Origin of the sequence: Aliicoccus persicus, from assembly GCF_900110815.1 — a bacterium.
Lineage (GTDB): Bacteria > Bacillota > Bacilli > Staphylococcales > Salinicoccaceae > Aliicoccus > Aliicoccus persicus.
Genome location: NZ_FOIT01000002.1, coordinates 126,806 through 153,064 on the forward strand (window position 1 = coordinate 126,806; position 26,259 = coordinate 153,064).

General features: G+C 37.8%; 29 protein-coding genes. 22 read left to right on the forward strand and 7 right to left on the reverse strand.

Going from position 1 to position 26,259, the window contains the following annotated elements:
* Nucleotides 1-35: 35 nt before the first annotated feature.
* Nucleotides 36-1,019, forward strand: a complete 984-nt coding sequence (locus tag BMW30_RS04245; RefSeq protein ID WP_091474232.1) for an NAD(P)/FAD-dependent oxidoreductase — start codon at nt 36-38, stop codon at nt 1,017-1,019.
* 603 nt (nt 1,020-1,622) lie between these two features.
* Here BMW30_RS04245 and BMW30_RS04250 read toward each other — a convergent pair.
* Nucleotides 1,623-2,414: a VLRF1 family aeRF1-type release factor gene (locus tag BMW30_RS04250; protein WP_091474234.1), complete on the reverse strand. Its 792-nt coding sequence runs from the start codon at nt 2,412-2,414 to the stop codon at nt 1,623-1,625.
* A 247-nt stretch (nt 2,415-2,661) separates the two neighbouring features.
* Here BMW30_RS04250 and BMW30_RS04255 point away from each other — a divergent pair, with 247 nt between their 5' ends.
* The 7 genes from BMW30_RS04255 (at nt 2,662) to BMW30_RS04285 (ending at nt 7,335) form a co-directional block, all read left to right on the forward strand.
* On the forward strand, nt 2,662-3,081 hold the full coding sequence (locus tag BMW30_RS04255) for a hypothetical protein (protein WP_091474236.1): 420 nt from the start codon (nt 2,662-2,664) through the stop codon (nt 3,079-3,081).
* 50 nt (nt 3,082-3,131) lie between these two features.
* Nucleotides 3,132-3,779 (forward strand): HD domain-containing protein, encoded by a 648-nt coding sequence (locus BMW30_RS04260; protein ID WP_091474238.1) that lies wholly within the window; start codon nt 3,132-3,134, stop codon nt 3,777-3,779.
* 56 nt (nt 3,780-3,835) lie between these two features.
* Nucleotides 3,836-4,732, forward strand: coding sequence for an RluA family pseudouridine synthase (locus BMW30_RS04265; protein ID WP_091474240.1), 897 nt, complete (start codon nt 3,836-3,838; stop codon nt 4,730-4,732).
* 101 nt (nt 4,733-4,833) lie between these two features.
* Entirely contained in the window at nt 4,834-5,709 is an 876-nt protein-coding gene (locus BMW30_RS04270; protein WP_091474242.1) for an EamA family transporter, read from the forward strand.
* Nucleotides 5,710-5,805: 96 nt separating this feature from the next.
* Entirely contained in the window at nt 5,806-6,513 is a 708-nt protein-coding gene (locus BMW30_RS04275) for an AzlC family ABC transporter permease (protein ID WP_091474243.1), read from the forward strand.
* Nucleotides 6,513-6,842 (forward strand): branched-chain amino acid transporter permease, encoded by a 330-nt coding sequence (locus BMW30_RS04280; RefSeq protein ID WP_091474245.1) that lies wholly within the window; start codon nt 6,513-6,515, stop codon nt 6,840-6,842. Before BMW30_RS04275 ends, BMW30_RS04280 begins: the two co-directional genes overlap by 1 nt.
* Before the next feature lie 151 nt (nt 6,843-6,993).
* The gene (locus BMW30_RS04285) at nt 6,994-7,335 is read left to right on the forward strand and encodes a DUF488 domain-containing protein (RefSeq protein ID WP_091474247.1); all 342 of its coding nucleotides are present in this window, start codon (nt 6,994-6,996) and stop codon (nt 7,333-7,335) included.
* On the opposite strand, the gene ftcD is transcribed toward BMW30_RS04285, so the two are convergent.
* Nucleotides 7,332-8,228, reverse strand: coding sequence for a glutamate formimidoyltransferase (ftcD, locus tag BMW30_RS04290; RefSeq protein ID WP_180366212.1), 897 nt, complete (start codon nt 8,226-8,228; stop codon nt 7,332-7,334). The genes BMW30_RS04285 and ftcD overlap by 4 nt on opposite strands.
* A gap of 110 nt (nt 8,229-8,338) precedes the next feature.
* Between ftcD and BMW30_RS04295 the strand changes: the two genes are divergently transcribed.
* The 11 genes from BMW30_RS04295 to BMW30_RS04350 all read left to right on the forward strand — a co-directional run bounded on the left by BMW30_RS04295 (nt 8,339) and on the right by BMW30_RS04350 (nt 16,512).
* Complete coding sequence (locus tag BMW30_RS04295; protein WP_091474251.1) at nt 8,339-8,794, forward strand: GNAT family N-acetyltransferase; 456 nt, start codon at nt 8,339-8,341, stop codon at nt 8,792-8,794.
* A 35-nt stretch (nt 8,795-8,829) separates the two neighbouring features.
* On the forward strand, nt 8,830-9,330 hold the full coding sequence (locus BMW30_RS04300; protein WP_245705630.1) for a dihydrofolate reductase: 501 nt from the start codon (nt 8,830-8,832) through the stop codon (nt 9,328-9,330).
* Between the two features lie 667 nt (nt 9,331-9,997).
* Complete coding sequence (locus BMW30_RS04305; RefSeq protein WP_091474255.1) at nt 9,998-10,708, forward strand: DsbA family oxidoreductase; 711 nt, start codon at nt 9,998-10,000, stop codon at nt 10,706-10,708.
* An 85-nt stretch (nt 10,709-10,793) separates the two neighbouring features.
* Nucleotides 10,794-11,603 carry a hypothetical protein gene (locus tag BMW30_RS10735; protein ID WP_245705631.1) on the forward strand — a complete coding sequence of 270 codons (810 nt, stop codon included), beginning with the start codon at nt 10,794-10,796 and terminating at the stop codon, nt 11,601-11,603.
* Between the two features lie 132 nt (nt 11,604-11,735).
* The gene (locus BMW30_RS04320) at nt 11,736-12,116 is read left to right on the forward strand and encodes a GntR family transcriptional regulator (protein ID WP_342707585.1); all 381 of its coding nucleotides are present in this window, start codon (nt 11,736-11,738) and stop codon (nt 12,114-12,116) included.
* A complete protein-coding gene (locus BMW30_RS04325; RefSeq protein WP_180366213.1) occupies nt 12,097-12,963 on the forward strand; it encodes an ATP-binding cassette domain-containing protein in 867 nt (288 codons plus the stop codon). Before BMW30_RS04320 ends, BMW30_RS04325 begins: the two co-directional genes overlap by 20 nt.
* 13 nt (nt 12,964-12,976) lie before the next feature.
* Nucleotides 12,977-13,642, forward strand: a complete 666-nt coding sequence (locus tag BMW30_RS04330; RefSeq protein ID WP_091474261.1) for a hypothetical protein — start codon at nt 12,977-12,979, stop codon at nt 13,640-13,642.
* A 132-nt stretch (nt 13,643-13,774) separates the two neighbouring features.
* A complete protein-coding gene (locus tag BMW30_RS04335) occupies nt 13,775-14,287 on the forward strand; it encodes a YfiT family bacillithiol transferase (RefSeq protein WP_091474263.1) in 513 nt (170 codons plus the stop codon).
* A gap of 16 nt (nt 14,288-14,303) precedes the next feature.
* A complete protein-coding gene (locus tag BMW30_RS04340) occupies nt 14,304-14,870 on the forward strand; it encodes a hypothetical protein (RefSeq protein WP_091474265.1) in 567 nt (188 codons plus the stop codon).
* Between the two features lie 125 nt (nt 14,871-14,995).
* Nucleotides 14,996-15,556, forward strand: coding sequence for an NADPH-dependent FMN reductase (locus BMW30_RS04345; RefSeq protein WP_091474267.1), 561 nt, complete (start codon nt 14,996-14,998; stop codon nt 15,554-15,556).
* A 41-nt stretch (nt 15,557-15,597) separates the two neighbouring features.
* Nucleotides 15,598-16,512 (forward strand): phosphotransferase family protein, encoded by a 915-nt coding sequence (locus BMW30_RS04350; protein ID WP_180366214.1) that lies wholly within the window; start codon nt 15,598-15,600, stop codon nt 16,510-16,512.
* Between the two features lie 25 nt (nt 16,513-16,537).
* Here the strand turns inward: BMW30_RS04350 and BMW30_RS04355 are convergent, their stop codons facing one another.
* Nucleotides 16,538-17,437 (reverse strand): acetamidase/formamidase family protein, encoded by a 900-nt coding sequence (locus BMW30_RS04355; protein WP_091474271.1) that lies wholly within the window; start codon nt 17,435-17,437, stop codon nt 16,538-16,540.
* A 107-nt stretch (nt 17,438-17,544) separates the two neighbouring features.
* Nucleotides 17,545-18,522: a LolA-like protein gene (locus BMW30_RS04360; RefSeq protein ID WP_091474274.1), complete on the reverse strand. Its 978-nt coding sequence runs from the start codon at nt 18,520-18,522 to the stop codon at nt 17,545-17,547.
* A 265-nt stretch (nt 18,523-18,787) separates the two neighbouring features.
* Here BMW30_RS04360 and BMW30_RS04365 point away from each other — a divergent pair, with 265 nt between their 5' ends.
* The gene (locus BMW30_RS04365) at nt 18,788-20,215 is read left to right on the forward strand and encodes a YfcC family protein (RefSeq protein ID WP_091474276.1); all 1,428 of its coding nucleotides are present in this window, start codon (nt 18,788-18,790) and stop codon (nt 20,213-20,215) included.
* A 54-nt stretch (nt 20,216-20,269) separates the two neighbouring features.
* Here BMW30_RS04365 and BMW30_RS04370 read toward each other — a convergent pair whose 3' ends face one another.
* Both BMW30_RS04370 and BMW30_RS04375 read right to left on the reverse strand, forming a co-directional pair.
* A complete protein-coding gene (locus tag BMW30_RS04370; RefSeq protein ID WP_091474282.1) occupies nt 20,270-21,427 on the reverse strand; it encodes a M20 metallopeptidase family protein in 1,158 nt (385 codons plus the stop codon).
* Between the two features lie 77 nt (nt 21,428-21,504).
* Nucleotides 21,505-22,749, reverse strand: a complete 1,245-nt coding sequence (locus BMW30_RS04375; protein WP_091474284.1) for a helix-turn-helix domain-containing protein — start codon at nt 22,747-22,749, stop codon at nt 21,505-21,507.
* A gap of 118 nt (nt 22,750-22,867) precedes the next feature.
* On the opposite strand from BMW30_RS04375, the gene BMW30_RS04380 reads away from it, so the two are divergent.
* A complete protein-coding gene (locus BMW30_RS04380; protein ID WP_091474286.1) occupies nt 22,868-24,184 on the forward strand; it encodes an MFS transporter in 1,317 nt (438 codons plus the stop codon).
* A 143-nt stretch (nt 24,185-24,327) separates the two neighbouring features.
* Here the strand turns inward: BMW30_RS04380 and BMW30_RS10550 are convergent, their stop codons facing one another.
* Complete coding sequence (locus tag BMW30_RS10550; protein ID WP_180366215.1) at nt 24,328-24,468, reverse strand: hypothetical protein; 141 nt, start codon at nt 24,466-24,468, stop codon at nt 24,328-24,330.
* 314 nt (nt 24,469-24,782) lie between these two features.
* Between BMW30_RS10550 and abc-f the strand changes: the two genes are divergently transcribed.
* The gene (gene abc-f / locus BMW30_RS04385) at nt 24,783-26,237 is read left to right on the forward strand and encodes a ribosomal protection-like ABC-F family protein (RefSeq protein ID WP_091474288.1); all 1,455 of its coding nucleotides are present in this window, start codon (nt 24,783-24,785) and stop codon (nt 26,235-26,237) included.
* Nucleotides 26,238-26,259: the final 22 nt, after the last annotated feature.

The following is a 26,259-nucleotide window of genomic DNA, read 5'->3' on the forward strand; positions in this document are numbered from 1 at the left end:
TAGGTGAAATTCATAAGGAGAGGTCTCAGTTAGTTATGACAAAGGTTTATGATATTACGATTATTGGTGCCGGTCCGACAGGATTATTTACAGCATTTTATGGTGGAATGCGCCAAGCAAGTGTAAAAATTATAGAAAGTTTACCCCATGTTGGTGGTCAGCTGACTTCACTGTATCCGGAAAAAGATATTTATGATGTTCCGGGATTCCCTAAAGTCAAGGCGCAAGATTTAGTCAATCAGCTCGAAGAACAGATAAAATTATTCGATCCCGAAATTGTTCTTTCACAGGCAATTGAAAATGTTGAACGTTTAGATGACGGCACGTTGAAGCTCACATCTAACACAGGCGAAGTACATTTGACGAAAACGATGATTCTCACTGCTGGTAACGGTGCATTTAAGCCACGTCTTTTAAATATTGACAACAGTGAAGAATTTGAAGGAAAGAACTTGCATTATCACATTAGAGATATGGAACAATTTAGAGATCAGCATGTCGTGTTACTCGGTGGTGGTGACTCTGCCGTTGACTGGGCACTGATGCTTGAAGAGGTTGCTAAAAAAGTAACGATTGTTCACCGACGCGATAAGTTCCGTGCACATGAGCACAGTGTCGAACGTCTTCATGCATCGAGTATTGAAGTATTGACACCATATAAAGCAGAAAGCATTACGACGTCAAACAAAATTGATTCGATTACTCTGCAAGAAGTTAAAGGCGATACAGTTCATGAGTTACGTCCGGACTCAATCATTTGTAACTATGGCTTTGTGTCCACATTAGGACCAATCAAAGATTGGGGACTAGAAATTGAGAAAAACAGTATCGTCGTCAATTCAAAAATGGAGACGAATATACCAGGAATTTATGCTGCTGGTGATATAAACACCTACCCAGGAAAAGTTAAATTGATTGTCACTGGGTTTGGTGATGGTCCTATTGCAGTAAATCATGCGAAACAATATATGGATCCAGATGCAAGACTTCAACCAAAACATTCAACGGATATGTTTTAAAATATAACCAACGGTGTTTGGACATAAGTTTTGATTAAGTAAATTTAAAATAAAAAGCGCACTCGCTTTTTCCTGGGGTATCGCGTGAGCCTGTAGTCTCACGCAGATGCTATTCCCCAAGGAGTCGAGTGCGCTTTTATTTTGAGACTGGACTTAAAGTGGAACCCTTAGCAAGGACACACAGATTATATCCGTTTGCGCGTCAGTGAGCCACTTTCATTGGCACGTAAATCCGTTTGCGCGTCAGTGAGCCACTCTCATTGGCACGTAAATCCATTTGCGCGCCAGTGAACCACTCTCATTGGCACGTAAATCCGCTTGCGCGTCAGTGAGCCACTCTCATTGGCACGTAAATCCATTTGCGCGCCAGTGAGCCACTTTCATTGGCACGTAAATCCATTTGCGCGCCAGTGAACCACTCTCATTGGCACGTAAATCCGCTTGCGCGTCAGTGAGCCACTCTCATTGGCACGTAAATCCATTTGCGCGCCAGTGAACCACTCTCATTGGCACGTAAATCCGCTTGCGCGTCAGTGAGCCACTCTCATTGGCACGCAGATCCGTTTAACGGCCTATAAGATTTTGCCTCTGCCCTTTTTCCTCTTAAATCAAATCTTCATATATTTCGTTAACGATCTCATGGCTTTTCTTCGTACCGATGTTTTTATATACGACACCGCTTAAATGTGCCTTATCCATGTTTTCTTCGAGTGCTTGAACGAGGTCACTACTGCCAATTAAATAAGCACCTTCAAGTCCTCTATCTTTAATCTTCTTACCAATCTTAGGTGCGATATTTTTGTACCAACGATGTTTGTTTTCATTGAATCGGCGTTCAAAATGATCTTGTCCAGAACCTCTTGAGCCTGGTGGTGAATCATTGTTGTAGTCCAACCAACTTTCACTTTCGAAATCCCAACTATAAGCAATCTCATCTTTTATATCACCGAGTTCAGTTTCAATAAATCGCACATCCGTTTTTTGTAGTGCAATGACTGCAACATTTGGATATTTTTGAATAATTGCTTCAAACTGTTTAGTTGCTGGCGTTTTCTCCCAGTGGAGCGTCGTTGTCACAGGCACTTGTAGATTTCTTTCTTCCCATAACTCCCCATCTGCTGATGCCGTGATGACTAATCCTTTGTGTAAGTCCATTTGAAGTTCACTCACGCGATCTTCAAATTGTTTCAGCAACTTTTTCAATGCTTTCTTCTCATCGTCATTCGCGTCTTTATCGGCATAGTTTTTCATTTCTTTGATTTCATTTTTTAAGTGAATTTTCCATTCACCATTATTTAATTCTGGACTGCTCGCATCGGTAGTCAAATAAAGTGTTAATACACCGATTTCGTCTTCTATTTTACTGATCCGTTCAAATTCTTTTCTAACAGACATCAAATCTTCCTCCTTTATTGTTGTAAAAACGTTGTATGGAAAAATAGTTGTCTTTCTTAAAGGATTGATATATTGAAATAGGAAATTTCAGTATCACAATGCCCCTGATGGTGGTGTCTCTACACTTTAACAAATATAATTCTTTCAATCTATTTAGAACTATTTCAAATGTTATGAATGTATCAAATAAATGAGGGGTAAATAAAAGTTAGAACAAATGAATGAATATGATTGGAGGACTGATTCAATGGAAACTTTTTTGTTGCTCATCTTAATCGGATTTATCGCAGGTGTGGTATTAGCCGGAGTTATGAAACTCGTTCGGTTTACGACTGGCAATAAAGCAGAAATACTTCTCTACAACATGGACTACATACCATTCTTAAAACAATGGGCCCACCTTCCCATTACGGGTCTCATTTTTCATTATGTGACATGCATTTCTAGTGCTGTTATTTTATATTATTTATTGATTCCGTTTAATTTAGAATTAGCCATATGGCCATATATTTATGTGTTTTCACTCGGCGGCGGTATTCTTTACTTCTTAAGTGCACTCACACGCACACCACCGAGCCATAACGATTGGATCTCTTGGTTTAACTGGACTGCGAGTCATTCAATATTCGGTTTTACTGTTGGCGTACTCCTTTTTTGGTTGATTTAAAATGGTATACAATAAGTTTGAGAACATGAACCTGAAGGAGTAATACTGTTATGAATGAAGTACATGTACTAAATAATATTGAAGACTGGGTGAAGGATAAACTTCACGACGAAAAAAGTGGACACGACTGGTACCATATCTACCGGGTGACATCGCTTGCAAAAGAGATTTTAAAAGAGGAAAAAGCGAATGAATTTATAGTAATTGCAGCTGCCCTATTGCATGATGTCCCAGACGATAAAGTAACGGATGATGTCGAAGGTGCGCTACAAGAAATTAGAGATATGCTTGAAAGTAACGGCGTTACAACCGTTGATATAGAAGCAATTGTTGAGATTATAACGACGATATCATTCAAGGGTGGAACAGGCAAACCGCTGACAAACATCGAAGCACAAATCGTGCAGGATGCGGATCGTTTAGATGCACTTGGTGCAATTGGAATTGCTCGCACATTCCAATACGGCGGCGCGAAATCTCAAGCGATGTATGACCCAAAAATCCCGGTACGAGATCAGATGAGTTTTGAAGAATATCGTGGTGGTCAGTCAACTTCAATCAATCATTTTTATGAAAAGCTTCTATTATTGAAAGATAAGATGAATACAAAAACTGCAGTCAAAATTGCTGACAAAAGAGAATCATATATGAAAGAATTCTTAAATCAGTTCTTCAGAGAATGGAATGGTGAGGCATAACAGGGTCAAACCGTGTATACTTAATAAACAATCGAAGTATTAGAAGGAAGTCATACATGAACAATAAAAAAGATTTAAATTTAATTAAAGATGAGTGGACAGTCGAAGAGCCGAATGAAGTACTGAAGTTTCTCTTTGAAAAAATGTCTGACCGTAGTAAAAAATCAGTAAAAGCAATGCTCTCTCGTGGCCAAGTGCTCGTTAACGGCCAATCGACGACGCAGTTTAATGATCCACTAAAACCTGGCGACCGCGTTGAGATTGAAAAAAGTACATCGAAGCACCATGCAGATATCAGAGGGATCGAAGTGCTGCATGAAGATGATGATATCATCGTTATTTCAAAAGAAGCTGGACTTTTATCGATTGCGACAGATAGTGAAGACCGCTTCACAGCATACCGACTGTTATCGAATTATTTACAGACCATCAATCCGAAAACACGTATCTTCATCGTCCATCGTTTGGACAAGGATACTTCAGGTGTGATGGTATTTGCTAAAAATCAAATGGTACAAAAGAAGTTGCAGGATAACTGGAGTGACAAAGCGAAAGAGCGTACTTATGTGGCTCTAGTTGAAGGATACGTAGGAAAATCTGGGACTGTGACATCTTATTTAAGTGAAGATCAATCATTTAAGGTCCATTCATCGAAAGATCCAAAAAAAGGTAAGAAAGCGATTACGCATTATGCACCACTGAACCACACGCGTGGATATACCCTACTTCGTGTAAATCTTGAAACAGGTCGTAAAAACCAAGTGCGTGTTCATATGAGTGACATCGGACATCCAGTGGTTGGCGACAAAAAATATGGTGCAAAGTCTCGCATCATAAAACGACTCGGACTTCATGCACATGCCATTGCGTTAAAACACCCATCGACAGGAAAAGTAATGCGTTTTGAAGCAAAAGTGCCGGAGTCTCTAACACGAATGTTTGGTAAACGTTAAAACAATATGAATGATGAGTAGCCGTCTAGACTTTTAATCGTCTGGACGGTTATTATTGTGGGTAATATGAAGATTTAATTGTTGAGTAAGGGGGCACTCTTGTGAAGAATATAGCACCATTATTGATATTATTAGCAGCAGTTCTATGGGGTACCACGGGCACAGCTCAAGCACTCGCACCGGATGATGCACATCCAATTGCAATCGGTGCAGCCAGGCTAGCAATCGGTGGGTCTTTTTTAATGCTTATTTTACTCGTGAGTAGCTCATTATCATTAAAAAATTGGCCAATAAAAGCGACACTGCTTGCTACATTATCGATGGCCGTGTATCAACCGCTCTTCTTCACTGGCGTTATGGTCACAGGTGTTGCAGTCGGAACAGTTGTAACAATTGGTAGTGCCCCGATATTATCTGGACTATTAGAATGGATATTTCTAAAGACACGTCCAACACGCGTCTGGTGGTACTCAACGAGCTTATCGATCATCGGGTGTATTCTTTTGTTTGCAAATAGTGAATCTGTGCAGGTGGACCCGATTGGGATCATGCTCGCACTCGGCGCAGGTCTTGTCTTTGCGACGTATACGCTCGTCAGCCGCAGCGTCGTACAAGTTCAACCATCATTATCAGCAACAGCCGTCATCTTCTCATTAAGCGGCCTGATGCTATCGCCGTTCTTATTCATCTTTGATATGTCTTGGATTATAGAAATAAATGGACTTGGTGCCAGCTTACACTTAGGTATCGTGGCAACAGCACTTGCGTATTTCTTATTTGCACAGGGACTTAGACACGTGAAGTCGTCTACCGCCGTTACACTGGCGTTAGCCGAACCGTTGACTGCTGCATTGCTCGGTGTATTTCTGCTTGGTGAGGCACTATCACTTACGTCTTGGATTGGCATAGTCTTTATCATTTTAGGTATTGTCGTATTGGTCAGTGCGTCACGACGTAAAGTTAGTACAGTAGAATAATAGAAAACTTTTTAGAGCAATATCCACTCAAACAGTCATGGATTGTGATACATTCATAATTAAATCATTTAGCAATTGCATATAGGGGGTTACTCAATGTCATTCGATGAACATGTTTCAACGTTTAAATATGCTTTTCCTAAAACGATACCGATATTAGCAGGATTCGCCTTTCTCGGCATGTCCTACGGTATTTACATGAACTCCCTAGGATTCGGACCACTCTACGCAATCTCCATGAGTATGTTTATCTTCGCCGGCTCGATGGAATTCGTTGCAGGCAGTTTACTACTTGGGCCATTTGCCCCACTCAGTGCTTTTTTACTGACACTGATGATAAACGCCCGTCACTTATTTTATGGCATTGCCATGCTCGACAAGTTCAAAGGTACCGGTAAGAAGAAAGCGTACTTAATATACGGCATGTGTGATGAATCATTTGTTATCAACAGTTCTACCCAAGTTCCACAATACATAAATCAAGGGTGGTTCATGTTCTATGTGACACTTTTGAATCAGATTTATTGGGTGGGCGGCACGACGATTGGCAGTTTGTTCAGTTCTGCAGTCACATTCAATACCGACGGACTCGAGTTCGTCATGGTCGCCCTATTTGTCATAATCTTTTTAGAAAACTGGATGAAAGAACATAATCACATCAGTTCGATCATTGGAATCGTTGCATCTGTTCTATCTTTGTTGATATTTGGAACAGACAACTTCATCATTCCAGCGATGATCTTGATACTGGTGTCATTAACATCCATTAAATCGACAGTTGAAAAACGCGAGGTGATTAAATGATGACGATCACAGAACATATAATCATTATTGGCGTTGTTGTTTTAGGTACACTGTTAACACGGTTTTTACCATTTTTAATTTTCTCAGGTGATAAAGAGACACCGCAATACATGAAATACCTTGGCTATGTACTGCCACCAGCAGTATTTGGATTACTCGTCGTCTATTCGTTGAGAAATGTGGATTTAACGAGCGTTTCAGGGTTCTTGCCAGAGTTGCTTGCAATTGGTCTGATTATCGTGTTGCATTACTGGAAACGAAATATGCTCCTCTCACTTGCTGGAGGTACAATATTTTATATGATACTTGTGCAGATGGTGTTTGCTTAAGATTATGATTAAATGATTTGATTATGAAATTCCCGGGTACGGTGATTAATATAGAGCACCATATTACAGAAGAACTAAAATCAAATTATAATAAGTTCATCGTTTTATAACATCACATGAGATGTGCTCTTAAGATGGAGGCATTGATTCTATGTTAAAGATTAAACGAGTGTACGATGATGTTTCAAATCAAGATGGCAAACGTATTTTGATTGACCGTGTTTGGCCAAGAGGTATAAATAAAGAAGAATTAAAACACGATGAATGGTACAAAGATATCGCGCCATCAACAGAACTAAGGAAATGGTTTGACCACGATGAGGAAAAGTGGACAGATTTTAAAAAGAAGTACAAAAAAGAGCTGGAATCGCATCAGGACACGCTCGAAGATATCCGTAAAGATGCGGATGGCCATAATGTAACGCTGTTGTACGCGGCTAAAGATGAAAAACATAATCATGCGATTGTGCTAAAAGAAGTGCTAGAGAACTAAATTAAATAGTTCTCTAGTATTTGTTTGTCAGAATTAAAATGATCAGCCTGTAAATAATGCGATGCTGTTTGAATCATCACATCGGCCGGTACAATACCGAATATTTCAGAATTGATGACTTCAATATCCCTGGACGCTGCCTCTTCTTTTACACGCTCAAACACGACATGCAACGGAAGTTCCTTATAGTTTTCGATTGTCGTCGAAATTTGTATACCTGCTTTAGAATCCAAATCCAGTGCAATGGCTTTTAATCCTTTCAAACCACTGTTTTTCTCTCGAATTGCAGATGCAGTCGCTTTTGCAGCCGTTATATCGGTGGTATTTATGTTGATATTAAGTGATATTAAATCACGGAGCACACCTATTGCAGTCACACCAGCTGTTGGATGAACTGTATTTGGACCATAGTCCGGCTGCCATTCTGGTTGTTTTATCTTTTGTGGGAATCCTTCAAATTCTCCTTTAATGATTTTTGAAAGATCTTTTCGTTCCTCATTTTTAGCAGCCTCACCATACAAATACACTGGTAACTTTAATGTCTCACCAATCACCTGCCCCAGTTGCTCGGCATATTCAACACATTCTTCCATTGTAATATTTTTTACAGGTATAACCGCTATCACATCACCTGCACCTATCCATGGATGAGGCCCCTCTTGCTTTGTCATATCAATGTGACTGATAGCATATTCAAGCATTTCAACAACTGTGTCTAATATCCCCGACTTTTCTCCGAGCAGATAAAACCCGCTTCGATTGTAGTCAGGTTCAGCAAGAGAACCAATCAACTTGTAGCCCTGACCATTTTGTGCAATTTGCTTTAAACCATTATAGATTTCTTTATTTCTACCTTCAGAAAAATTCGCAATCACTTGGATTGTTTCAGTCATAATTATCATCCTTTTTGAAAGTATGTTACTTTTAAATTATCAAAAATCGATGTAAACAGCTATAGTATCAACTTTTAAATGCTTACAATGATTAATTTTAGGAGAAATTTATGATTGAACTACGAGAAATTACAGAAGAAGATTTTCATGACGTATTGTCACTTGAACTTAGTGAAGACCAGCAAAAGGCGAAGTTAGTCGCACCAAACGTTAGATCTCTAGCAGAGGCATGGTTGTATCGAGCAAATGAAGATGTCTTTCCATATGCGGTTTATAACAATGAAGAACTTGTTGGATTTATTTTGATTGATGTAGATGAAGAAGAACGTGCATATATGATTTGGCGCATGATGATCGATAAAAACCATCAAGGAAAATGTTATGGAAAAAAACTTGTTGAGAAAGTGATTGAGATTGCGCGCCAACGGGAAGATATGGATGTACTACATTGCAACTACGTTGTTGGTAACGATGCAATGAAAAAGATTGTGGAAAGCTTCGGCTTTGTATCTAATGGGTTCGATGATGAACATAATGAGCAATTGATGAAGTTAGATGTAAAATGAGGCTTTTTATCGGTTAATACATTCAATAAAAGGAGATGAGTCGTGTGATTGCATATGTTTGGGCAGAAGATGAAAATCGTTTGATCGGAGATGGTGATGCATTGCCGTGGCGTTTGCCTGCAGATGTGAAATTTTTTAAGGAGATTACGATGCGTGGTGATATCGTAGCTGGAAGAAAAACGTACGATACGATACCACATCGACCATTGCCTAGACGACGCAACATTGTATTAACATCAGATGAGAGTTATGAAGCACCAGGTGCAATTGTGGTCCACTCAAAAGAAGAGATTCTTGAAATTGCAAAGTATGGTAACGAAGATTTATACATCATTGGCGGAAGCACATTATTTGAACTGTTCGAGTCAGAAGTCGATGAATTATATCGAACAGTAGTTCATGACACATTTGAAGGTGATGTCTACTTCCCGGAAGATTTTGATTACGAACCATTCGAACGCGTTGAACACTGGGCAGGTCCAGTGGATGAGAAAAATAAGCACCCGCACACGTACGAGATTTGGAAGAGGAAATAAGAGAGTAAAACGGCCTGGGTTTGGGCCGTTTTTTGTTTATTGTTGTGTTTCGTGTCAGTGAGTGGGTTTCATTGACGTGTAAATCTGTTTTCGTGCCAGTGAGCGGGTTTCATTGGCGTGTAAATCTGTTTGCGTGTCCGTGAGCTAGTTTCATTGGAACGCAAATCAATCTGCGTGTCCGTGAGCAAGCCTCATTGGAACGCAAATCAATCTGCGCGTCAGTGAGCGGGTTTCATTGGAACGCAAATCAATCTGCGTGTCTATGAGCGAGCTTCATTGGAACGCAAATCAATCTGCGTGTCAGTGAACAATCCACATTGGAACGTAAATCAATTTGCGCGTCAGTGAGCGAGTCTCATTGAAACGCAAATCAATCTGCGCGTCAGTGAGCGAGTCTCATTGAAACGCAAATCAATCTGCGTGTCCGTGAGCAATCCACATTGGAACGCAAATCAATCTGCGTGTCCGTGAGCAATCCACATTGGAACGCAAATCAATCTGCGTGTCAGTGAGCACATCTCATTGAACCGTAAATCCATTTTCCCACCAAGAAACAAGTCTCTTTTATACAGTTGATAAACTTCCTACTAAACAGATTGCTCGCCAACTCCACTCTTCCTACATATAATAACTATTAATAAGAAAACTATTTAGGAGTCGTTCAATTATGAAAATAGAATTCGTTCATGATGTCATTTGTAGCTTCTGCTTTCCAATGTCACCTCGCATGAGAAAAATCGATGAGAAGTATAATAATGTTGAAATCACACATCGATCTTTTGCGCTCGCATGGGACATATCTAACTTCAAGGCAATGTTTGGCTCTCATGAAGCTGTTAAGCCTGAAGTGTTAGGACACTGGGAACAAGCGAATCAAAACGATGATCTTTCTCGATTTAACATTGAAGGTATGCGTGAGCAAGAGTTTTTGTTCCCGACATCTAAACTACCACTCATTGCAGCAAAAGCAGCGGGTCGATTCGGTGGAGAGCATGCGTACTGGGAAGCTTTTGATGCTCTGCAACATGCACTATTTGTAGACAATAAAGATATCGCTGACCCAATCGTGATTGAAGCAGTTATCGGTAACACATCATTAGATTTTGAACAATGGAAACAATTATTCGAAGATCCACAGACGGAACAAGATGTTCAGAGTGATTTAGACTTTGTACGAAGTAAAGGTATCAATAGTGTACCGGCTTTAATTGTTGAAGATAAGTACTTGATTAATGGTGCACAACCGCAAAAAGTGATTGAAAAAACTTTAGAAGACATTGCTGAGAAAGAAAACTTACAATTGAATACAGGATTCCAAATGATCGGTGGCCAAGGTGAAGCGTGTCGTATGGAAGATGGTCAATGGAAATGTGATTAAGCAACCAGCTCGGTTGCTTTTTTTATTTCTAAACTTGTTATTTTAGTTTAAAATTAATGACACTATGATAACAGGTGGGAATATTATGAAGCGTGTGATCGTCATCGGTTGTCCAGGTAGTGGTAAGAGTACGTTTGCTAGAAAACTACAAAGTATTATCGACATCCCTCTACACTACCTCGATATGCTGAAATGGAATAGTGATAAGACAGTTGTTGAAAAAGAAGTCTTCATTGAACGATTGAACAGAGTACTAGTAACAGATTGTTGGATCATCGATGGAAATTATTTACGTACGATGCCCTTACGCATGAAAGAAGCAGATACGGTCTTTTTTTTAGATTATGATGTGGAAACGTGTTTGAGTGGAGTTGAAGCGCGTAAAGGACAGCCACGCTTAGACATGCCATGGATAGAAACAGAGACAGATCCGGCGTTTATCGAATTTATAAAATCATTTCATTCAGAATCTCGTCCAAAGATTTTGGAGTTATTAGAAGCAAATCAAGATAAAGAAATCGTAGTTTTTAAAAATCGTTCTGAAGCAGATCAATATTTATTGAAGTTAACAATGCTTAATTTAGAACAATATCACCTGGATAAAGAGAATCGTAATAGCGGAAAATACGTCGATGTTCTCCATCCAGAATTTAAAGAATTTGGACAATCTGGTGCTATATACCACCTATGTGACTTCAAAGGTATACCACTTAAAGATACGAGTGAGTACGAAATTTCAAATTTTTTTGTTAAAGAATTATCGGAAGATAATCGGCTTTGTACTTATACTTTACTCAACAAAAATTCAGGTATGAAAAGTAACCGGAGCTCTCTCTGGTTAAGGGATTACGACGATTGGAAACTATACTTTCACCAAGGTACAACAGTAAAATAATAACGATATTTTAATTCCCTAATTTCGATTAGGGAAATTTTTTTATTCAAAACCCTTTACAAGATAGATATATGCTGTTACTGTTATATACATAAGTATAACACTATATGAGGAGGTACAACTTTGAATGGAATGCTGAATGAGAGGAAGCCAATCTATGAACAGATTAAAGATTGGATTAGCGATCAAATTATTGATAAGTCACTCAGGCCACATGATCGAGTACCATCAACAAACGAAATGGTTACTTTCTTTAAAGTAAATCATTTAACGGTCTCTAAAGGTGTCAATCAACTCGTAGATCAAGGCGCAATTTATAAAAAGAGAGGTGTCGGCATGTTTGTTGCTGATGGAGCAAGAGAAACATTAATTGCAGAACGTAAAAAGAAGTTTAAAGAGGACTACGTAAAGCCAATGGTTAATGAAATGTATGTACTTGGATTAAAAGAAAAAGAACTCAACCAATTAATCGAACGTGTGAAGGAGGATGAATATGGTCAGCGTAGAGTTTAAAAATGTTAACTTTAACATTAAGAAGGAAAAAATTTTAAATAATATTAACCTTAATTTTGAGCCTGGTAAAATTTACGGATTGCTTGGACGTAATGGTGCAGGTAAGACAACGTTACTTTCACTGATTGCAACGTATCAAAAAGTAACAAGTGGTGAGTTAACAGTGGCTGGTGAGAATCCGTATGAGAATGAAAGAGTTTTGCCACTTGTGAACTTCTTTCACCAATCGAATTATAACGACGATACAGATTCAATAAAAGCATTTTTTGAGCTACGTCAACTGTATTATCCAGATTTCAATATGAGCTATGCAGAGGACTTGCTTGCTGAATACAAAATCAGTAGAGACAAAAAGATGAGTTCGCTTTCGCAAGGTCAAGCTTCTGTCATAGAGGCAATTATGGGACTTGCAACGATGGCGCCGGTCGTGCTGTTTGATGAAGTAACGAATGGTATGGACGCACCGTCGAGAGAAAAGTTTTATAAGCAAGTATTGAATGCAAAAGACCGTGAAAATCGTGTGATCGTATTATCGACACATATGGTATCTGAGATGGATTACTTGTTTGATGAAATTACGATCATTCATCACGGTGAAGTTCTAGTCAATGAAACGGTTGATACTTTCCTAGAAAGTGGTTATGAAGCGACAGGACACATTGAAGCAATCAAGCAATTCTCAGCAGATAAAAATGTCCTGCATTCACGCACACTTGGCACGACGAGAGCAGTTTCAATTTTAGGACAAATTACAGAAGAAGAAATGCAAAAAATGGATGAATTAGATATTAGATTTGCACCAATAAAATTACAAGATTTATTTATCAATATGACGGACGATAAATAGGAAGGAGAGCAGTATGAAGAATAATAGAGTAAGACTTGCAACGAACCATTTAAATTGGGCTGGATTTTTCGGGATGGCTTGGTATGTCGCGATTTTCACACTTATATATATTGCATTATTTCTAATTTTTGGCTCAGCAGAGCTAGATTCAATGTCATATACGTCAATTGGGCTTAATGCAAACCGAGTGTTTATGTTAGTCATGGGAATCATTGTCGGAGGTGGCTATATATCGTGGGCATTTAGCTTAGCGATTACAAGAAAACAATTCTACAAAGCCAATCTCCTTTCTGGATTAATCATATCGGCTATATTGGTAGCAGCAATACTATTGGTGGGATTATTAGTAAATCTACTACCATTCACGGGAACAGAGGGTATCATTGAATTACAAATGCATCCGGTCTTAAACATTATTACAGTGTTTATCCAGACGTATTTAGCGTATCTCGCTGGGACATTAATCGGTATGGGCTTCTATCGTAATAGTTGGGCAGGTACACTTGCGATTCTTATTACAGTGGTATTTAATATGTCGCCAGATACGCTGGACCCATATATCGTTGATATCCTAAATACAAGTAATGGTGTAGGTATGTTAATTGTAACCACAATATATGTGATCATCTTAGTAATTCTAAATTATGTTTATACACGAGACGTTGCCATTCGCGTTTAGTTAAGTAGCCAGAACACACATTTTGTTGTGAGGTTCTGGCTATTTTTATGCATGCTGATAAAGTACTCGGCTTTAATTGTGCGTATAGGTAAGAGATAATAGATATATAATATTTTAAAAAGGATGATTCTAATGGATGTAAAATTTCCGATTGGTCAGTTAGAACTACCTGAAGTAGTAACGGTGGAAAACTTAAAGTCTTGGTTAGTAGACATCGAAGGTTATGTCGTACGGCTAAATGAAATCGTCGATGGATTAAGTGAAGAAGAACTAGAGAAGCGCTATCGTGACGATGCATGGACAGTGCGGGAGCTCGTTCATCATATTGCAGACTCTCAGATTGGAATGTTTCATCGTTTAAAACTCGCTTTAACGGATGATCGTCCGAATGTACCGAGATTTAATCAGGATGAATTTATCAATCTTGCTGATAGTAACATGCCGATAAAACCATCCCTCCTCATCTTGGCAGGGCTCAATGCACGAATCGTTGAGATGGGTGAGAGAATCAGCGAGGAACAGCTGTTAAGAATACTCACACTGGAAAATGAGAAAGAAATCTCAGTGGCAACGAAGTTTGCTAAACTGGCATGGCATCCTAATCACCATTTAGCACATATTAAAATTGCACTGGACAAAAAATAAGATATCGAGGTAGTATATGAAAATCGTACTCATATTCGGCCCTCAAGCTGTGGGCAAGATGACAATTGGAGAAAAAGTCGGCCAAGCATTGAATATCCCACTCTTGCATAACCACGTGACATTGGACGTGATATGGCCATATATCGGATGGAATGAAGATACATTTAAATTGTCCCATGATTTAAGGATGGGCATATTTAAACATATCGCAAAAGATGAAACACATCGTGGTATCGTGTTTACGTTTGTTTGGGCATTTAATTTAGAAAGTGATTGGGATGCGGTAGGTGAAATGAAACAAATATTTAGCGCACAACATCATGAACTGTACTTTGTCGAATTGGCAGCTGATTTAGAGGAGAGAATTAAAAGAAATACGTCAGCTTATCGATTGGAGAAAAAACCATCGAAGCGTAACCTTGAGCATTCCCACAATGAATTAGTACGTTCTATGGATAAACATCGTATGAATTCATTGGATGGTGAAATTAAAGAGAAAAACTACATGAAGTTAGATGTCACACATATCGGTGCGACAGAAGCGAGTCAGCACATAACAGAATGGATCAATTCTCGTGAATAGTAACCAATTAAGTAATACCTAAGTCTAATTTTTCATAAAAGACAAACAACTCATTTGTCTAATAAAATGGACTCGTGTACCCTTAAAAAGGAATGTTACTATTATTAACTAAGGATTGATTATAGATGAAGGTCGTATTTTTGTCGGGATCGAATATCGGAACGAAGACATTAAAAGCTGTGGAGTATGTTGCTGAAGAATTTAAAACACAACATGAAACAGTAGAAACAGAAATATTAGATTTAGCAAACCTATCGATGCAGTTTTGCGATGGTAGAAACTACACGGACTACGAAGGTGACACGAAGCATATCATCGATACGATTATCGATGCGGATGCAGTCATTATCGGAACACCTGTTTTCCAAGCATCCATTCCAGCAGCACTAAAAAATGTATTTGATCTATTGCCACAACAAGCATTGTCAAACAAAGTGGTCGGTATACTCGTTACAGCGGGTTCTTCAAAGCATTATTTAGTTGCAGAACAACAATTAAAACCAATACTTTCATTCATGAAGGCACATGTTGTTAACGCGTATGTATTTATTGAAGAGAAAGATTTTTATCAGTATGAAATCATTAATGAGAATGTAAAGATTCGCATAAAGCGACTCGTACAAGAAACGCATGCTTTGTCACAAGCGATGCAGCAAGTACAAAGTATCACAGAAAAACTGCTCTAACCATCTTATAAAAGATGGTTATTTTTTTCATGGAGGTCAATATGGAGAGCATTATAGAGGCGTTACATCGACAGTTAGAAAAGTATGAACCGACTGCTATCTACACTTTTAATGAAGGTTGGTCAGATGATGATAAGTTTATTGTGGAGACAAAGTCAGGTGGTAAGTATTTGCTCAGACTTTCTAACATAGACAAAGCATCACGTGCACAGCGGCAAGTGAAAATTATAGAGCAAGCAATGCATGCAGGAATTCCGACTCAAACTCTGATCGATTACGGACCATGTTTGAATAATGAGCGGTACTTTATCCTACTCAAATGGATAGAAGTTGAACCATTACTCGATAAAATTTTAAGTTATTCTGAGGATGTACAATACAATTTAGGAAGAAAAGCTGGTCACTATTTACAAAAAGTTCACCAATTTTCTACTACTTATTCCACCGGACTCGATTGGGATGTGTTGTTTAATCGAAAGATAGATAAGAAGCTTGAGATGTATGAAAATTGCCCTTTGAAATACGATAGAGATCAGGAATTGATTGAAGCGGTTCAAACGTATCGTAAAAACCTATCAGCAACACCTCAAGTTGTGCATCATGGTGACTATCATTTAGGGAATATGTTAATTGATAAAGATCGTGTTATTTACATCATTGATTTTGATCGACATGATGTTGGTGATGCTTGGGAGGAGTTTAACCGTCTGCCATTTAGTTATGACGTCAGTCCTACATTTGCATCCGGTCTTGTAGATGCCTACTTTAATGATGTGATTCCACATGAATTTTGGGAGATGGTGTGTCTGTACACCTCAACCAACGCACTATCGGCTTTACCATGGGCGTTACGATTCGGTGATGATGAAATAACGACGATGAAACGACAGACAGAGTCACTATATAAGCAATACAATAATTTTAACGACGTTATACCGCAATGGTATCATCGATAGTAAAAAAGAGCCGATCGGCTCTTTTTTAGATTAAGTTCTTATTTTCTTGTTTGGGAATACCGACACGTAAACTGATTTGCATTGCTTCAAGGTCACATCCTTGGTTTACTTCTACATGACCATCGAGACTTAAGTACAAATCAATATCAGTGTTATCCCAACCGTATGGTTCACGCATCAGTCGTTGCATATCTTTCATCGATAACGACAATGCCTCTTCATATGTGTCACGTGCAGCTGTCGTATACCAACGATCTTCTGTTTCTAATACTGGGCGGTCTAGCTCAACGTTTTTAATAACGTCTACAGTAACAGTTGCTGACCCACTACACTCTAATCCTGCGCCATCTAACTCGCCGTCTCCCATCGCACCGTGCAGATCTCCGATTTGCAATAATCCACCAGATACATTTACTGGGAAATATAGAGTAGCACCTCTTCTAATCAAGCGGTTATCCATGTTACCACCGTGGTCACCAATGCGTCCACAACCGATTGGCTCTCCACTTGGCGCAACGCCAATGACTCCAATCATTTTACGTAATGGTATTTCAATGTCATTAAAGAACGCAACTTCTCGTTCATTATCAATTTCTATAATCTTCGTACGTATATCTGAGTTCTCTTTTAAAGGACCAACACCATATGTCACTGCAACCCCTTTGTCAGCAACACTTACATCATCGATATACACTTTTAAAACGTCACCAGGTTCTGCCCCTTCTACGAAGAGAGGTCCTGTTCCCGGGTTAACTTGATCAAAATCAATGTCTCCAATAAGATCATCACTGGATTGAATCTGTTCAGAGAAACAGTCTACCGTATTAAACTTCACTGTATCTCCAGGTACAACGCGTAAAGCTGGTTCGTGCGACTTGTCAAACGTGAATTGACGTGTTTCCTTATCAATTTCATAACTTGCCATAAAGAATCCCTCCAACTTTTTCCATGATACCGTTAGTATAGCACCTTCTACTCAAAGAAACTTAAAAAACCCTTGAGTCAAGGGACCCAAAGGGTAATGAGTATTAATTACTTTGCATCTTCTTCATCTGATTCATCATTCTCTTCAGAATCTTCTATTTCAGTACCTTCACCGTCAGTGGGTTCAAGTGATTCTACACCATCTTGAATTTCTACACCTTCCGGTAATTCTAATTCAAATAATGATTCTTCAAATTCTTCTTCATTCATTTCAAGTGTTACATATTCAGAACCGATAACTGAGTCTGAACCATCATCAATTTCTTGTTTTAAGATGATGTAATACTCTGTATCAATCCACATCGTTGTTGGTGAAGCGAATTCAGCACCTTCTGCATCTTCAATAGGTTCTAAGTTCACTTTGTATGCATCACGATCTCCAACTTGTTGAGTTCCTTCAACTGTTATATCATATGTTGTTGCAAGTGTTTCTAAATACTGAGATGCAGTGATTGCAGTGGACTCCATTTCTGTTTCAGGTGCATCAATACCACTTTCATCTTCAGTTTCAGTATCTTCTTCACCTTCAGCTGCATCGTCTTCTTCAGATACGCTTATTGGAATTCGGAATGCTTGTTCTTGTCCTTCAGTATACACTAGCATTTCCTCACCATTGTTCACCATTATTGTTAATGAACCATCAGGGTTTTCCATTTCCGTTCTAGAAAGGACAACATCTCCATCGTTCTGATACCATTCACGTGTTAAAGATTCATTATCAACATCTGCAACAGTTACTGAAATTGCTGTTTCAAGATAAAGATTCTCAATCTCATCTTGTGCTGCATAGCCATTTTCAATTAATGTTTCAAAATCAATTGCTTCATCTGTATTCACTTCACTCGATTCTTCTTGAGTTTCAGTATCGTCTTCTACATCTTGAGTTTCTGTTTCTTCCTCTACTTCTTCTGTGTCCGCATCACTATTGTCCTCATCGTCTTGTGCAAATGCTACGTTTTCTCCATTCACGTTAAGTGCGAGTACCGACATTAGTGATAAACCTATACCTGTTTTTAAAAGTTTCATAATAACTACTCCTCCATTTTCTTAAATGGTAGTTGGTATATTCCCAGTTCATATATCCAATAAACAAGCCATAAAATGTAAATAATCTAATTTTCAAGAACTATGCTTTAAAGGATAATAAACAACTGAAATTATTTTATATTATTTCAATATAACTATGAAATTTTCGAAACTTCATCAAAAAGGGTTTTATTTTTTACAAACCCCCGATATGATAGTCTTTTATAAGACAGATTAAAAATGGATTAAAAAGGAGTTGCGACTTATGGTAAAAGAACCAGTTTCATCAGAAGAGAACGTACAGAAGACAAAGAAGTTTGAACTTCCTCACATTTACGTCATACTCTTTACATTAACAGCACTTGCAGCGATTGCGACATATATCATTCCTGCAGGTCAATTTGAAAGGGAAACAGTTGATGACCGTGAGGTCATTATTCCTGGCACATTTGAGTATGTGACACAAAGTCCAGTTGGTATTCTTAACTTTATGACTGCGATTCCTCGTGGTGTACAAGAAACGGTAATCATCATCTTTGGTATCATGGCCATCGGTGCGATGTTCAAAATTCTTGAAAAAGCTGGTGTTATTAGTTACATCATTAGTTTTTTAATCAAGAACTTTGGTAACAAAGGGATGTTGATATTCCCTGTTGTTATCGTGCCACTCGCATTATTTGTATCACTGACGGGTAACATTGAGTCTTCATTAATATTTATACCTGCCCTACTGCCATTATTCTTAAGATTAGGATATGACAGAATGGCAGCGACGGGTGCGATTCTTATTGCCACAGTTGTCGGTTTTACCGTAGCATTGACTGCCCCAGCGAACTTAGGTACAGCACAAACGATTGCTGAACTTCCACTATTCTCAGGTATCGGTTATCGTGCAATCGTCCTTGCAGTCATGACAACGGTGGGTATTTTGTTCGTTATGTATTATGCGAGAAAAGTTAAGAACGATCCGAGTAAATCATTGATTTCTGACAATGTTGATAACAATGAGTTCATTGAACAAAGTATGGTCGAAGGCAATCCGATGAATACGCGTGCGATGATTGCAACAATAGTGTTTGTTCTGTTATTAGGATTTATGTTGTTCGGAATTTTCCAGTATAACTGGTATTTTATCGAACTTGCTGGATTCTATATCTTTACAGGTATTATCATCGGTTTTATAGCTGGTATGGGACCTTCAAAAATTGCAGAAGCAATGAATGAAGGTGTAAAAACGATACTGCTTGGTGCGTTGATCGTCGGTCTTGCACGTGCAATTTCTATCATGTTAGAAGACGGTTTGATCATGGATACTGTCGTCAACGGTTTAAGTATGCTCGTTACATTAATGCCGGAATGGCTAGTGCCGGTTGCGATGATGGTTGTTCAAGGTATTATTAACTTCTTCATCCCATCAGGAAGTGGTCAGGCTGCTGCGACGATGCCGATTATGATCGGTGTTGTTGACCTTGCAGATATGACACGTCAAACTTCAGTGCTCGCATTCTTATATGGTGATGGATTATCGAACATATTCTATCCAACTTCGGGTTACTTCATGGCAGCACTAGTAATCGCAAAAATTAAGTATACTGATTGGTTGAAATTTATTTGGCCTCTCTTATTATTATGGTACTTAATTGGTGCAGTGACGCTAGTTATCGCGTTCTTCATTGAGTATGGTCCATTCTAAAACAAATAAGCACAGGCTTTGATTTTCAAAGTCTGTGCTTATTATTTGGATTATTTAATTCAATTGTACTTTACTTCCGTTTCTTGCCACTTCTATAAACATTTTAAAACCTTTCTCAAATACATCCTCGAGCAACTTGAATTTAGGATGATGATGGTTATAGTCATAACCAGGCGCTTTTGCACCAATAAATGCATAGCATGACGGCACTCTATTGCTAAATGCACTAAAGTCTTCCCCACCCATCATCGGTCGTTCACTGACGAGTTCTCCCGGGAAATGTTCTTCTACAATAGACCGGACATAGTCAGTGACCTGTTCATTATTCATAACAGAGTCATAACCATCTGTGTATTTTAACGTATAGTCATAACCGAGTGATTTGAGTTGTTCTAAGTTTTTCTCGAGTAGTTCTTTAACTAACTGACGATCTTCTTGACGCAGTGTTCTGACAGAACCGCCGAGAAACACTTTGCTAGGTATTACATTTTCTGAACCGACATTACCTGCATTAAATACTGTGTTTGACACGACAACCGGATTAAAAGGATCAGCATGCCGAGAGACAATGGTCTGGATGTTATTGATAAACTGCGTACTTGCAACAATCGGATCAAGATTTAGTTGTGGTGTACTTGCGTGACCACCATGCCCTATGATCTCGATATGGTATAAGTCCGAGTTAGCGCTTGCGTGATCATATTTAACGTCAATATCACCGTAATTAGTTAATGTCCAATAGTGGTGACCATAGATAAAAGAAAAGTCATCAAAGTATCCCGTATCTACCATTTCACGTGCCCCACCTGGAATAAGCTCTTCAGCATGTTGGAATATGCCGACGATTTCATTATCAAATGCTTCGATATAATCGTTGATATACCATAATGCGCCGAGTAATGTTGCTGTATGTCCATCATGACCACATGCATGCATCGCACCTTTATTTAATGATTTATAGTCCACATCAGCCTCTTCTTCTATAGGTAATGCATCGATATCTGCACGCAGACCAATCTTCTTACCCTTTCCTTTATTGAAAATAGCAACGGCACTTGTATCTGTAATCGATTCAATCGTACAGTTCTCCATCTGTTCAAGAATGCCTTTAATATACTTAATCGTTTCAAATTCTTTGAAAGATACTTCAGGGTGCTGGTGTAAATATCGTCTGTATTTAATGACTCTCTCTTTATAATTCTTGTAACTCATAGTAAATTCCTACCTTTTTGAAAAGATTAAACATTACAACGTTATATTGCATACCATTATAATGCTGTCGTTTGTTCTTAGCTATATATCATCTCTTTTATTTTACGTATTTCAACGGCATAAATAGAATTCATCAGTGGACCCAAATCATTTTCTACAATCATAATTTCTTGTTTTGCTTCTTCTATTCGACCGACTTTATACAATGATAGTGCATAGACAAGTGTTCGTACTTTCAAATCAATACGGTCAATTGGATGTAACGCGATTTTGAAAGTATAGAGACTTCTATCGAAGTGTTCGAGGACAAATTCGTAATTACCTTGTAAGTACTCTATTTCCAAATCTAAACTCTTAAGGGTAAGTTTGAGATACTCTACTTTTCCAGTATCATTACTGACGAATGTATCAATTGTATCCATTGATCTTTCTTTGTATGCGAGTAGTTTTTCAACAATGTCATCCGGTTGTTCAATTAATGAATACTTTGAGTAAAGCGTATCTTCATATCGAAATTCTATTTCTCTCACAGGATCCGGCGAAAACTCTAGAAATTTCTTTACTTTACTGACATATTCTAGCTTTTTATCGTCCTCATCAACATAGGTATAGTACAGTGCCATGATACGGATTGCATCAAGATAATGTTGGAACTGTAACGTTTCAAAGGATAATGCTTCAATTCTCTCTGAACTTTCTACAAACAAAGCGTGATTTTCTACTGCAGACGCTAGAATTGATTCAATATACAGATATGAGAGTTCGATTTTTGAATCATGCTGTTTGAATGATAATATCTCTTCTTTGTGCTGTTGTAACGTGCGCAATGCGTCTTCATACTCCAATGAGTATAGTTTTGACGAGGCATGATCAATCAGCTCTCTCATCGCTAGATGTCTCAGTCCATTTTCTATTAGTCGTTTGTAAATGGTTTGGTGTAAGTTGTCTGCTTCTACATGCTGCTGATTAAGTCTATAGTAGTATCGCAACATTGATAATAAAAAAAGACCTTTGTCATTTGTGAAGATTCGATCTTTGTTTGGCAAGATTTTCTCTTCGATTTCATCATAAGGGAACTTTAAAAAATAGTCCTTGAAATGTTCAGCCATCTCTTCAGTCCATGCCTCATCCCCTTCCTGTGTTAAATAGAACACAGAAACTCCCAACTTGTTAGCGATCTTTTGCAATGTTTCTATTGACGGCAATGTTTTATCGTTTTCGATTAAACTTAATGTCCCTTTTGTGAGATAGCCATCAATCAATTCAGACTGAGTCATTTTTTTTTGTTTTCGTAATGATTTTATACGATTTCCGAGTGACATTATTTCAACTCCATCCTATTTAGTTTGATTATACCAAACTTTATCTTGACATCCAATTATACTTTTGACATACTTATAAGCATAAAGTTTGATTGTATCAAACAAACGAGGTGAAATTATGATTTTTGACAGAAATGTACCAGTTCAAGAGCGTGTTAACTTCCTATTCTACATATTGAGTCGCTTTATTTTAACTGCAGGAAATTATATTTACCTGTTCGCAGTTTCCTACTTTATTTTGTATGAAACAGGTTCTGCATTTTACTTCTCAATAAACTTAGCGATTTCCGTTGTTGTCTCTCTTATATTACTACCCTTTGCTGGTTTAATTAGTGATTTAGGAAATAAGAGAAAGACAATTATTACTGGTGAATGGCTGTTTGCTGGTGTAATTATCGGGCTTTTTGCCTATACACAAATCGTAGAAGTATCATTAATCGCCATTTATATAACGACGTTATTAACGAGCTTAATCAGTCCTTTTGTTTCTAATACATTCCAAGCAGCGATAACAGAAATGTTCCATAAAGCACGCATACAAAAGGTCATGGGATATACACAGAGTATTTTATCGGCAGTGCCTATCTTAGGGCCTGTGCTCGGTGGTGTATTATTCGGACTCTTAGGATTTCAAGGCATCGTTATCATCTTCATGATTGCGACGATATTCTCAGCTGCTATTAACTTACTGGTAAAATTCGATCTATATTACGATAAAGCAAATTATGAGACGGATGATGAATCAATTGATGGTGCAGTCAACAAGTTCAAACGAGATGTCAGCCAAGGATTTTCATTTTTATTTAAAAGTGATGTATTCAAATCAATACTGATAACAGTATCTCTAATTAATATATTTGTCGGTCCGATTTCAGTATTCCCAGAAATTATGATGATTGTAGAGCTTGGATTTGAGCCAGAAACTCTCGGTTTAGTAAATGCACTTGCTGGTATTGGTGTGCTTGTTGCTGGTGTAACAATCGCGAACATGAAAAGTTTCAAGAATCCCCTACTACAAGTCAAATTTGGCATTATTATTTTAGGTACCCTCTATTTCATCTATGCATTGCCAATTTATATTGATATGCAAGTATGGATGAGCTTTGTCTACATCGCATGTGTTGGTTTTACAATTATCGTGACTTTGCAGTTTATCAATGTACCTGCGGGGATATTTCTTCAAAAATGTATTCCACAACATATTAAGGGGCGAGCGCTAAGCGCATTTAATATGTTTGCAATGAGTTTAAGTCCAATTGGTACGATACTATATGGTGTGCTCTATGACACGGGCATGTATGCCACTGTAAATATAGTAAGTGGAGCCGCACTAATCTTAGTCGTTGTATTAACGCTGAGATCAACAGTGATTAAGCGTGCTAGAGACTTAAATGCACAAGTAGATGCTGAAATAGAAGCAGCTAAGGAAGTATAGATTATATAAAATTTCCTCTACAAGCTCTGTAGAGGAAATTTAAAGTTTGGAATATTTCTCCATATTTGCAACTAAACGTACAGCAATTTCGTGCCGTTCTAAACGCTCAAATTCATCAGGAATTTCATCGAAAGCAATTTCAGTTACAGAGGTTTTACACTACCATCTGTGAATAACTCATAGATTTCAGTGATATCTTGTGGGTTACCACCGTTACTACCGACTACAGTTACTTGTTTAGTAATCATAGAAGAAAAGTTTAAAGTTGTATCAAGTTTACCCATACCTACCAATATAACTTTACCTTGACCTTTCATGAATAAATCTTCCCAATAATAAAAGTTTCCATATTTAATTATCTCGGTAATATTATGGTATAGTACTAGTAACTAATATTGAGGAGGAATACTTATGTACTTTATGAGAATTTGGAACAGACGTAATGCCCAATAATTAAATAATTATTAATACGTCTAGAACTAAATTTTCTCAACGGGATAAGTATGTCCTTTTTTAATAACACACTTGAGAGATGGTCTAGGACTGTCTTTTTTTGTTGTGAAAATTTGTTCTAAGCATGTTTAAGGAGTGCTTTAGAATGAATCAATGTACTGTAAAGTTAAAGAATGTGAAAAAAGTCTATGAAGGAAGAACACTATTTAAGATCGATGAACTATCCGCATACATTGGAGATAAAATAGCAATAATAGGTAATAATGGTGCCGGTAAATCAACGTTACTCAAAATCATTAATAACGATATAACGCCCGATTCAGGAGACGTTATGATCGATGAATCGTTTAACTATTTACCACAGATCGCAGAGCCTAGTTTTATAGATGAGACGATTGATTTTGAGCTATTAAGTCGTTTTAATGTACCAAATAATAAGCAACTAAGTGGTGGAGAACAAACAAAATTAAGAATTATAGAAGCGATCAGCACATATAAAATGGGTTTGTTATTGGACGAACCGACAACTCATCTAGATAAAGACAGCATTGACCTTGTGATAGAACAACTAGAATATTATTACGGCACATTAATTTTTGTCAGTCATGATCGCCACTTTATAAATAAAATAGCGAATAAGATATGGGAAGTTAAAGAAGGCAAGCTTAATGTTTTTAACGGTAATTATGACGAATTTTTAGAAAAGAAAGAATTAGAGAAAAAGACTCTGGAAGCTAAATCAGAAACGATACAAAAAGAACGTGCACGGCTAACGAATGCAGCATCTAAGCAACAGGCATATGCGAATAAGATGAGTAACTACAATAAGAGTCAAGCAAAGTCACATAACGTCGGTCGCCTTGCTCAATCAAAGCAAAAGGACACTGTTCAAAAGAACGCACATAAGAAAGCAAAAGCAATAGAAAGTCGAATCGAACAACTTGAGGAAGTCGACTTACCAGAAGAGATGCGTACGATTAAGTTTCCGATAAAGCAATCTGAAGTGATTCATAATAAGTTTCCGATTATCGCTCAAGATCTGTCCATAGTACGAGGAGAAAAACTATTATTAGAGAACACATCTTTTCAATTCCCATTCGGAAAAACGATCGCAATAACTGGTCCAAATGGAGCTGGGAAATCATCACTACTTCACGAAATTATGAATAACGACGATATAGAAAAATCTCCAAAACTGAATATCATTACGTATAAACAGATGGATTATAAAATAGGTTCAACTGAATCTGTTTTATTCTATGTAATGGAAGCTTCGGGACAAGAAGAACCACTTGTGAGATCAGTACTGGATAGACTTAATTTTAATCAGACAGAGCTGAATAAGTCAGTTAGCGATATAAGTGGTGGAGAAGCGACACGACTGACGTTAGCTTTGTTATTCCTCAAGCATTCTAACGTTATAATATTAGATGAGCCAACGAATTTTATCGATATAACGACAATTAATGCACTAGAAGATTTTATTAAAGGTTATCAAGGTATGATAATATTAGTTTCTCATGATAGAGCATTTGTGGATAATGTTGCGGATGTTATCTATACAATAGAAGATAAGAAACTAAAATTAGTTAAAAATTAATTCAAATCTAGAGGTGGGATGA

Excerpts from the sequence above, each read along its gene's own strand:
- BMW30_RS04265 (WP_091474240.1), top strand. The coding sequence starts at position 3,836 with ATGAACAATAAAAAAGATTTAAATTTAATTAAAGATGAGTGGACAGTC.
- BMW30_RS04330 (WP_091474261.1), top strand. The coding sequence starts at position 12,977 with ATGAAGAATAATAGAGTAAGACTTGCAACGAACCATTTAAATTGGGCT.
- BMW30_RS04260 (WP_091474238.1), top strand. The coding sequence starts at position 3,132 with ATGAATGAAGTACATGTACTAAATAATATTGAAGACTGGGTGAAGGAT.
- BMW30_RS10735 (WP_245705631.1), top strand. The coding sequence starts at position 10,794 with ATGAAGCGTGTGATCGTCATCGGTTGTCCAGGTAGTGGTAAGAGTACG.
- ftcD (WP_180366212.1), bottom strand. The coding sequence starts at position 8,228 with ATGACTGAAACAATCCAAGTGATTGCGAATTTTTCTGAAGGTAGAAAT.
- BMW30_RS04280 (WP_091474245.1), top strand. The coding sequence starts at position 6,513 with ATGACGATCACAGAACATATAATCATTATTGGCGTTGTTGTTTTAGGT.
- BMW30_RS04300 (WP_245705630.1), top strand. The coding sequence starts at position 8,830 with ATGAGTCGTGTGATTGCATATGTTTGGGCAGAAGATGAAAATCGTTTG.
- BMW30_RS04325 (WP_180366213.1), top strand. The coding sequence starts at position 12,097 with ATGGTCAGCGTAGAGTTTAAAAATGTTAACTTTAACATTAAGAAGGAA.
- BMW30_RS04340 (WP_091474265.1), top strand. The coding sequence starts at position 14,304 with ATGAAAATCGTACTCATATTCGGCCCTCAAGCTGTGGGCAAGATGACA.
- BMW30_RS04305 (WP_091474255.1), top strand. The coding sequence starts at position 9,998 with ATGAAAATAGAATTCGTTCATGATGTCATTTGTAGCTTCTGCTTTCCA.
- BMW30_RS04380 (WP_091474286.1), top strand. The coding sequence starts at position 22,868 with ATGATTTTTGACAGAAATGTACCAGTTCAAGAGCGTGTTAACTTCCTA.
- BMW30_RS04250 (WP_091474234.1), bottom strand. The coding sequence starts at position 2,414 with ATGTCTGTTAGAAAAGAATTTGAACGGATCAGTAAAATAGAAGACGAA.
- BMW30_RS04255 (WP_091474236.1), top strand. The coding sequence starts at position 2,662 with ATGGAAACTTTTTTGTTGCTCATCTTAATCGGATTTATCGCAGGTGTG.
- BMW30_RS04245 (WP_091474232.1), top strand. The coding sequence starts at position 36 with ATGACAAAGGTTTATGATATTACGATTATTGGTGCCGGTCCGACAGGA.
- BMW30_RS04275 (WP_091474243.1), top strand. The coding sequence starts at position 5,806 with ATGTCATTCGATGAACATGTTTCAACGTTTAAATATGCTTTTCCTAAA.
- BMW30_RS04375 (WP_091474284.1), bottom strand. The coding sequence starts at position 22,749 with ATGTCACTCGGAAATCGTATAAAATCATTACGAAAACAAAAAAAAATG.
- BMW30_RS04345 (WP_091474267.1), top strand. The coding sequence starts at position 14,996 with ATGAAGGTCGTATTTTTGTCGGGATCGAATATCGGAACGAAGACATTA.
- BMW30_RS10550 (WP_180366215.1), bottom strand. The coding sequence starts at position 24,468 with ATGGGTAAACTTGATACAACTTTAAACTTTTCTTCTATGATTACTAAA.
- BMW30_RS04285 (WP_091474247.1), top strand. The coding sequence starts at position 6,994 with ATGTTAAAGATTAAACGAGTGTACGATGATGTTTCAAATCAAGATGGC.
- BMW30_RS04370 (WP_091474282.1), bottom strand. The coding sequence starts at position 21,427 with ATGAGTTACAAGAATTATAAAGAGAGAGTCATTAAATACAGACGATAT.
- BMW30_RS04295 (WP_091474251.1), top strand. The coding sequence starts at position 8,339 with ATGATTGAACTACGAGAAATTACAGAAGAAGATTTTCATGACGTATTG.
- BMW30_RS04355 (WP_091474271.1), bottom strand. The coding sequence starts at position 17,437 with ATGGCAAGTTATGAAATTGATAAGGAAACACGTCAATTCACGTTTGAC.
- abc-f (WP_091474288.1), top strand. The coding sequence starts at position 24,783 with ATGAATCAATGTACTGTAAAGTTAAAGAATGTGAAAAAAGTCTATGAA.
- BMW30_RS04350 (WP_180366214.1), top strand. The coding sequence starts at position 15,598 with ATGGAGAGCATTATAGAGGCGTTACATCGACAGTTAGAAAAGTATGAA.
- BMW30_RS04335 (WP_091474263.1), top strand. The coding sequence starts at position 13,775 with ATGGATGTAAAATTTCCGATTGGTCAGTTAGAACTACCTGAAGTAGTA.
- BMW30_RS04320 (WP_342707585.1), top strand. The coding sequence starts at position 11,736 with ATGCTGAATGAGAGGAAGCCAATCTATGAACAGATTAAAGATTGGATT.
- BMW30_RS04365 (WP_091474276.1), top strand. The coding sequence starts at position 18,788 with ATGGTAAAAGAACCAGTTTCATCAGAAGAGAACGTACAGAAGACAAAG.
- BMW30_RS04360 (WP_091474274.1), bottom strand. The coding sequence starts at position 18,522 with ATGAAACTTTTAAAAACAGGTATAGGTTTATCACTAATGTCGGTACTC.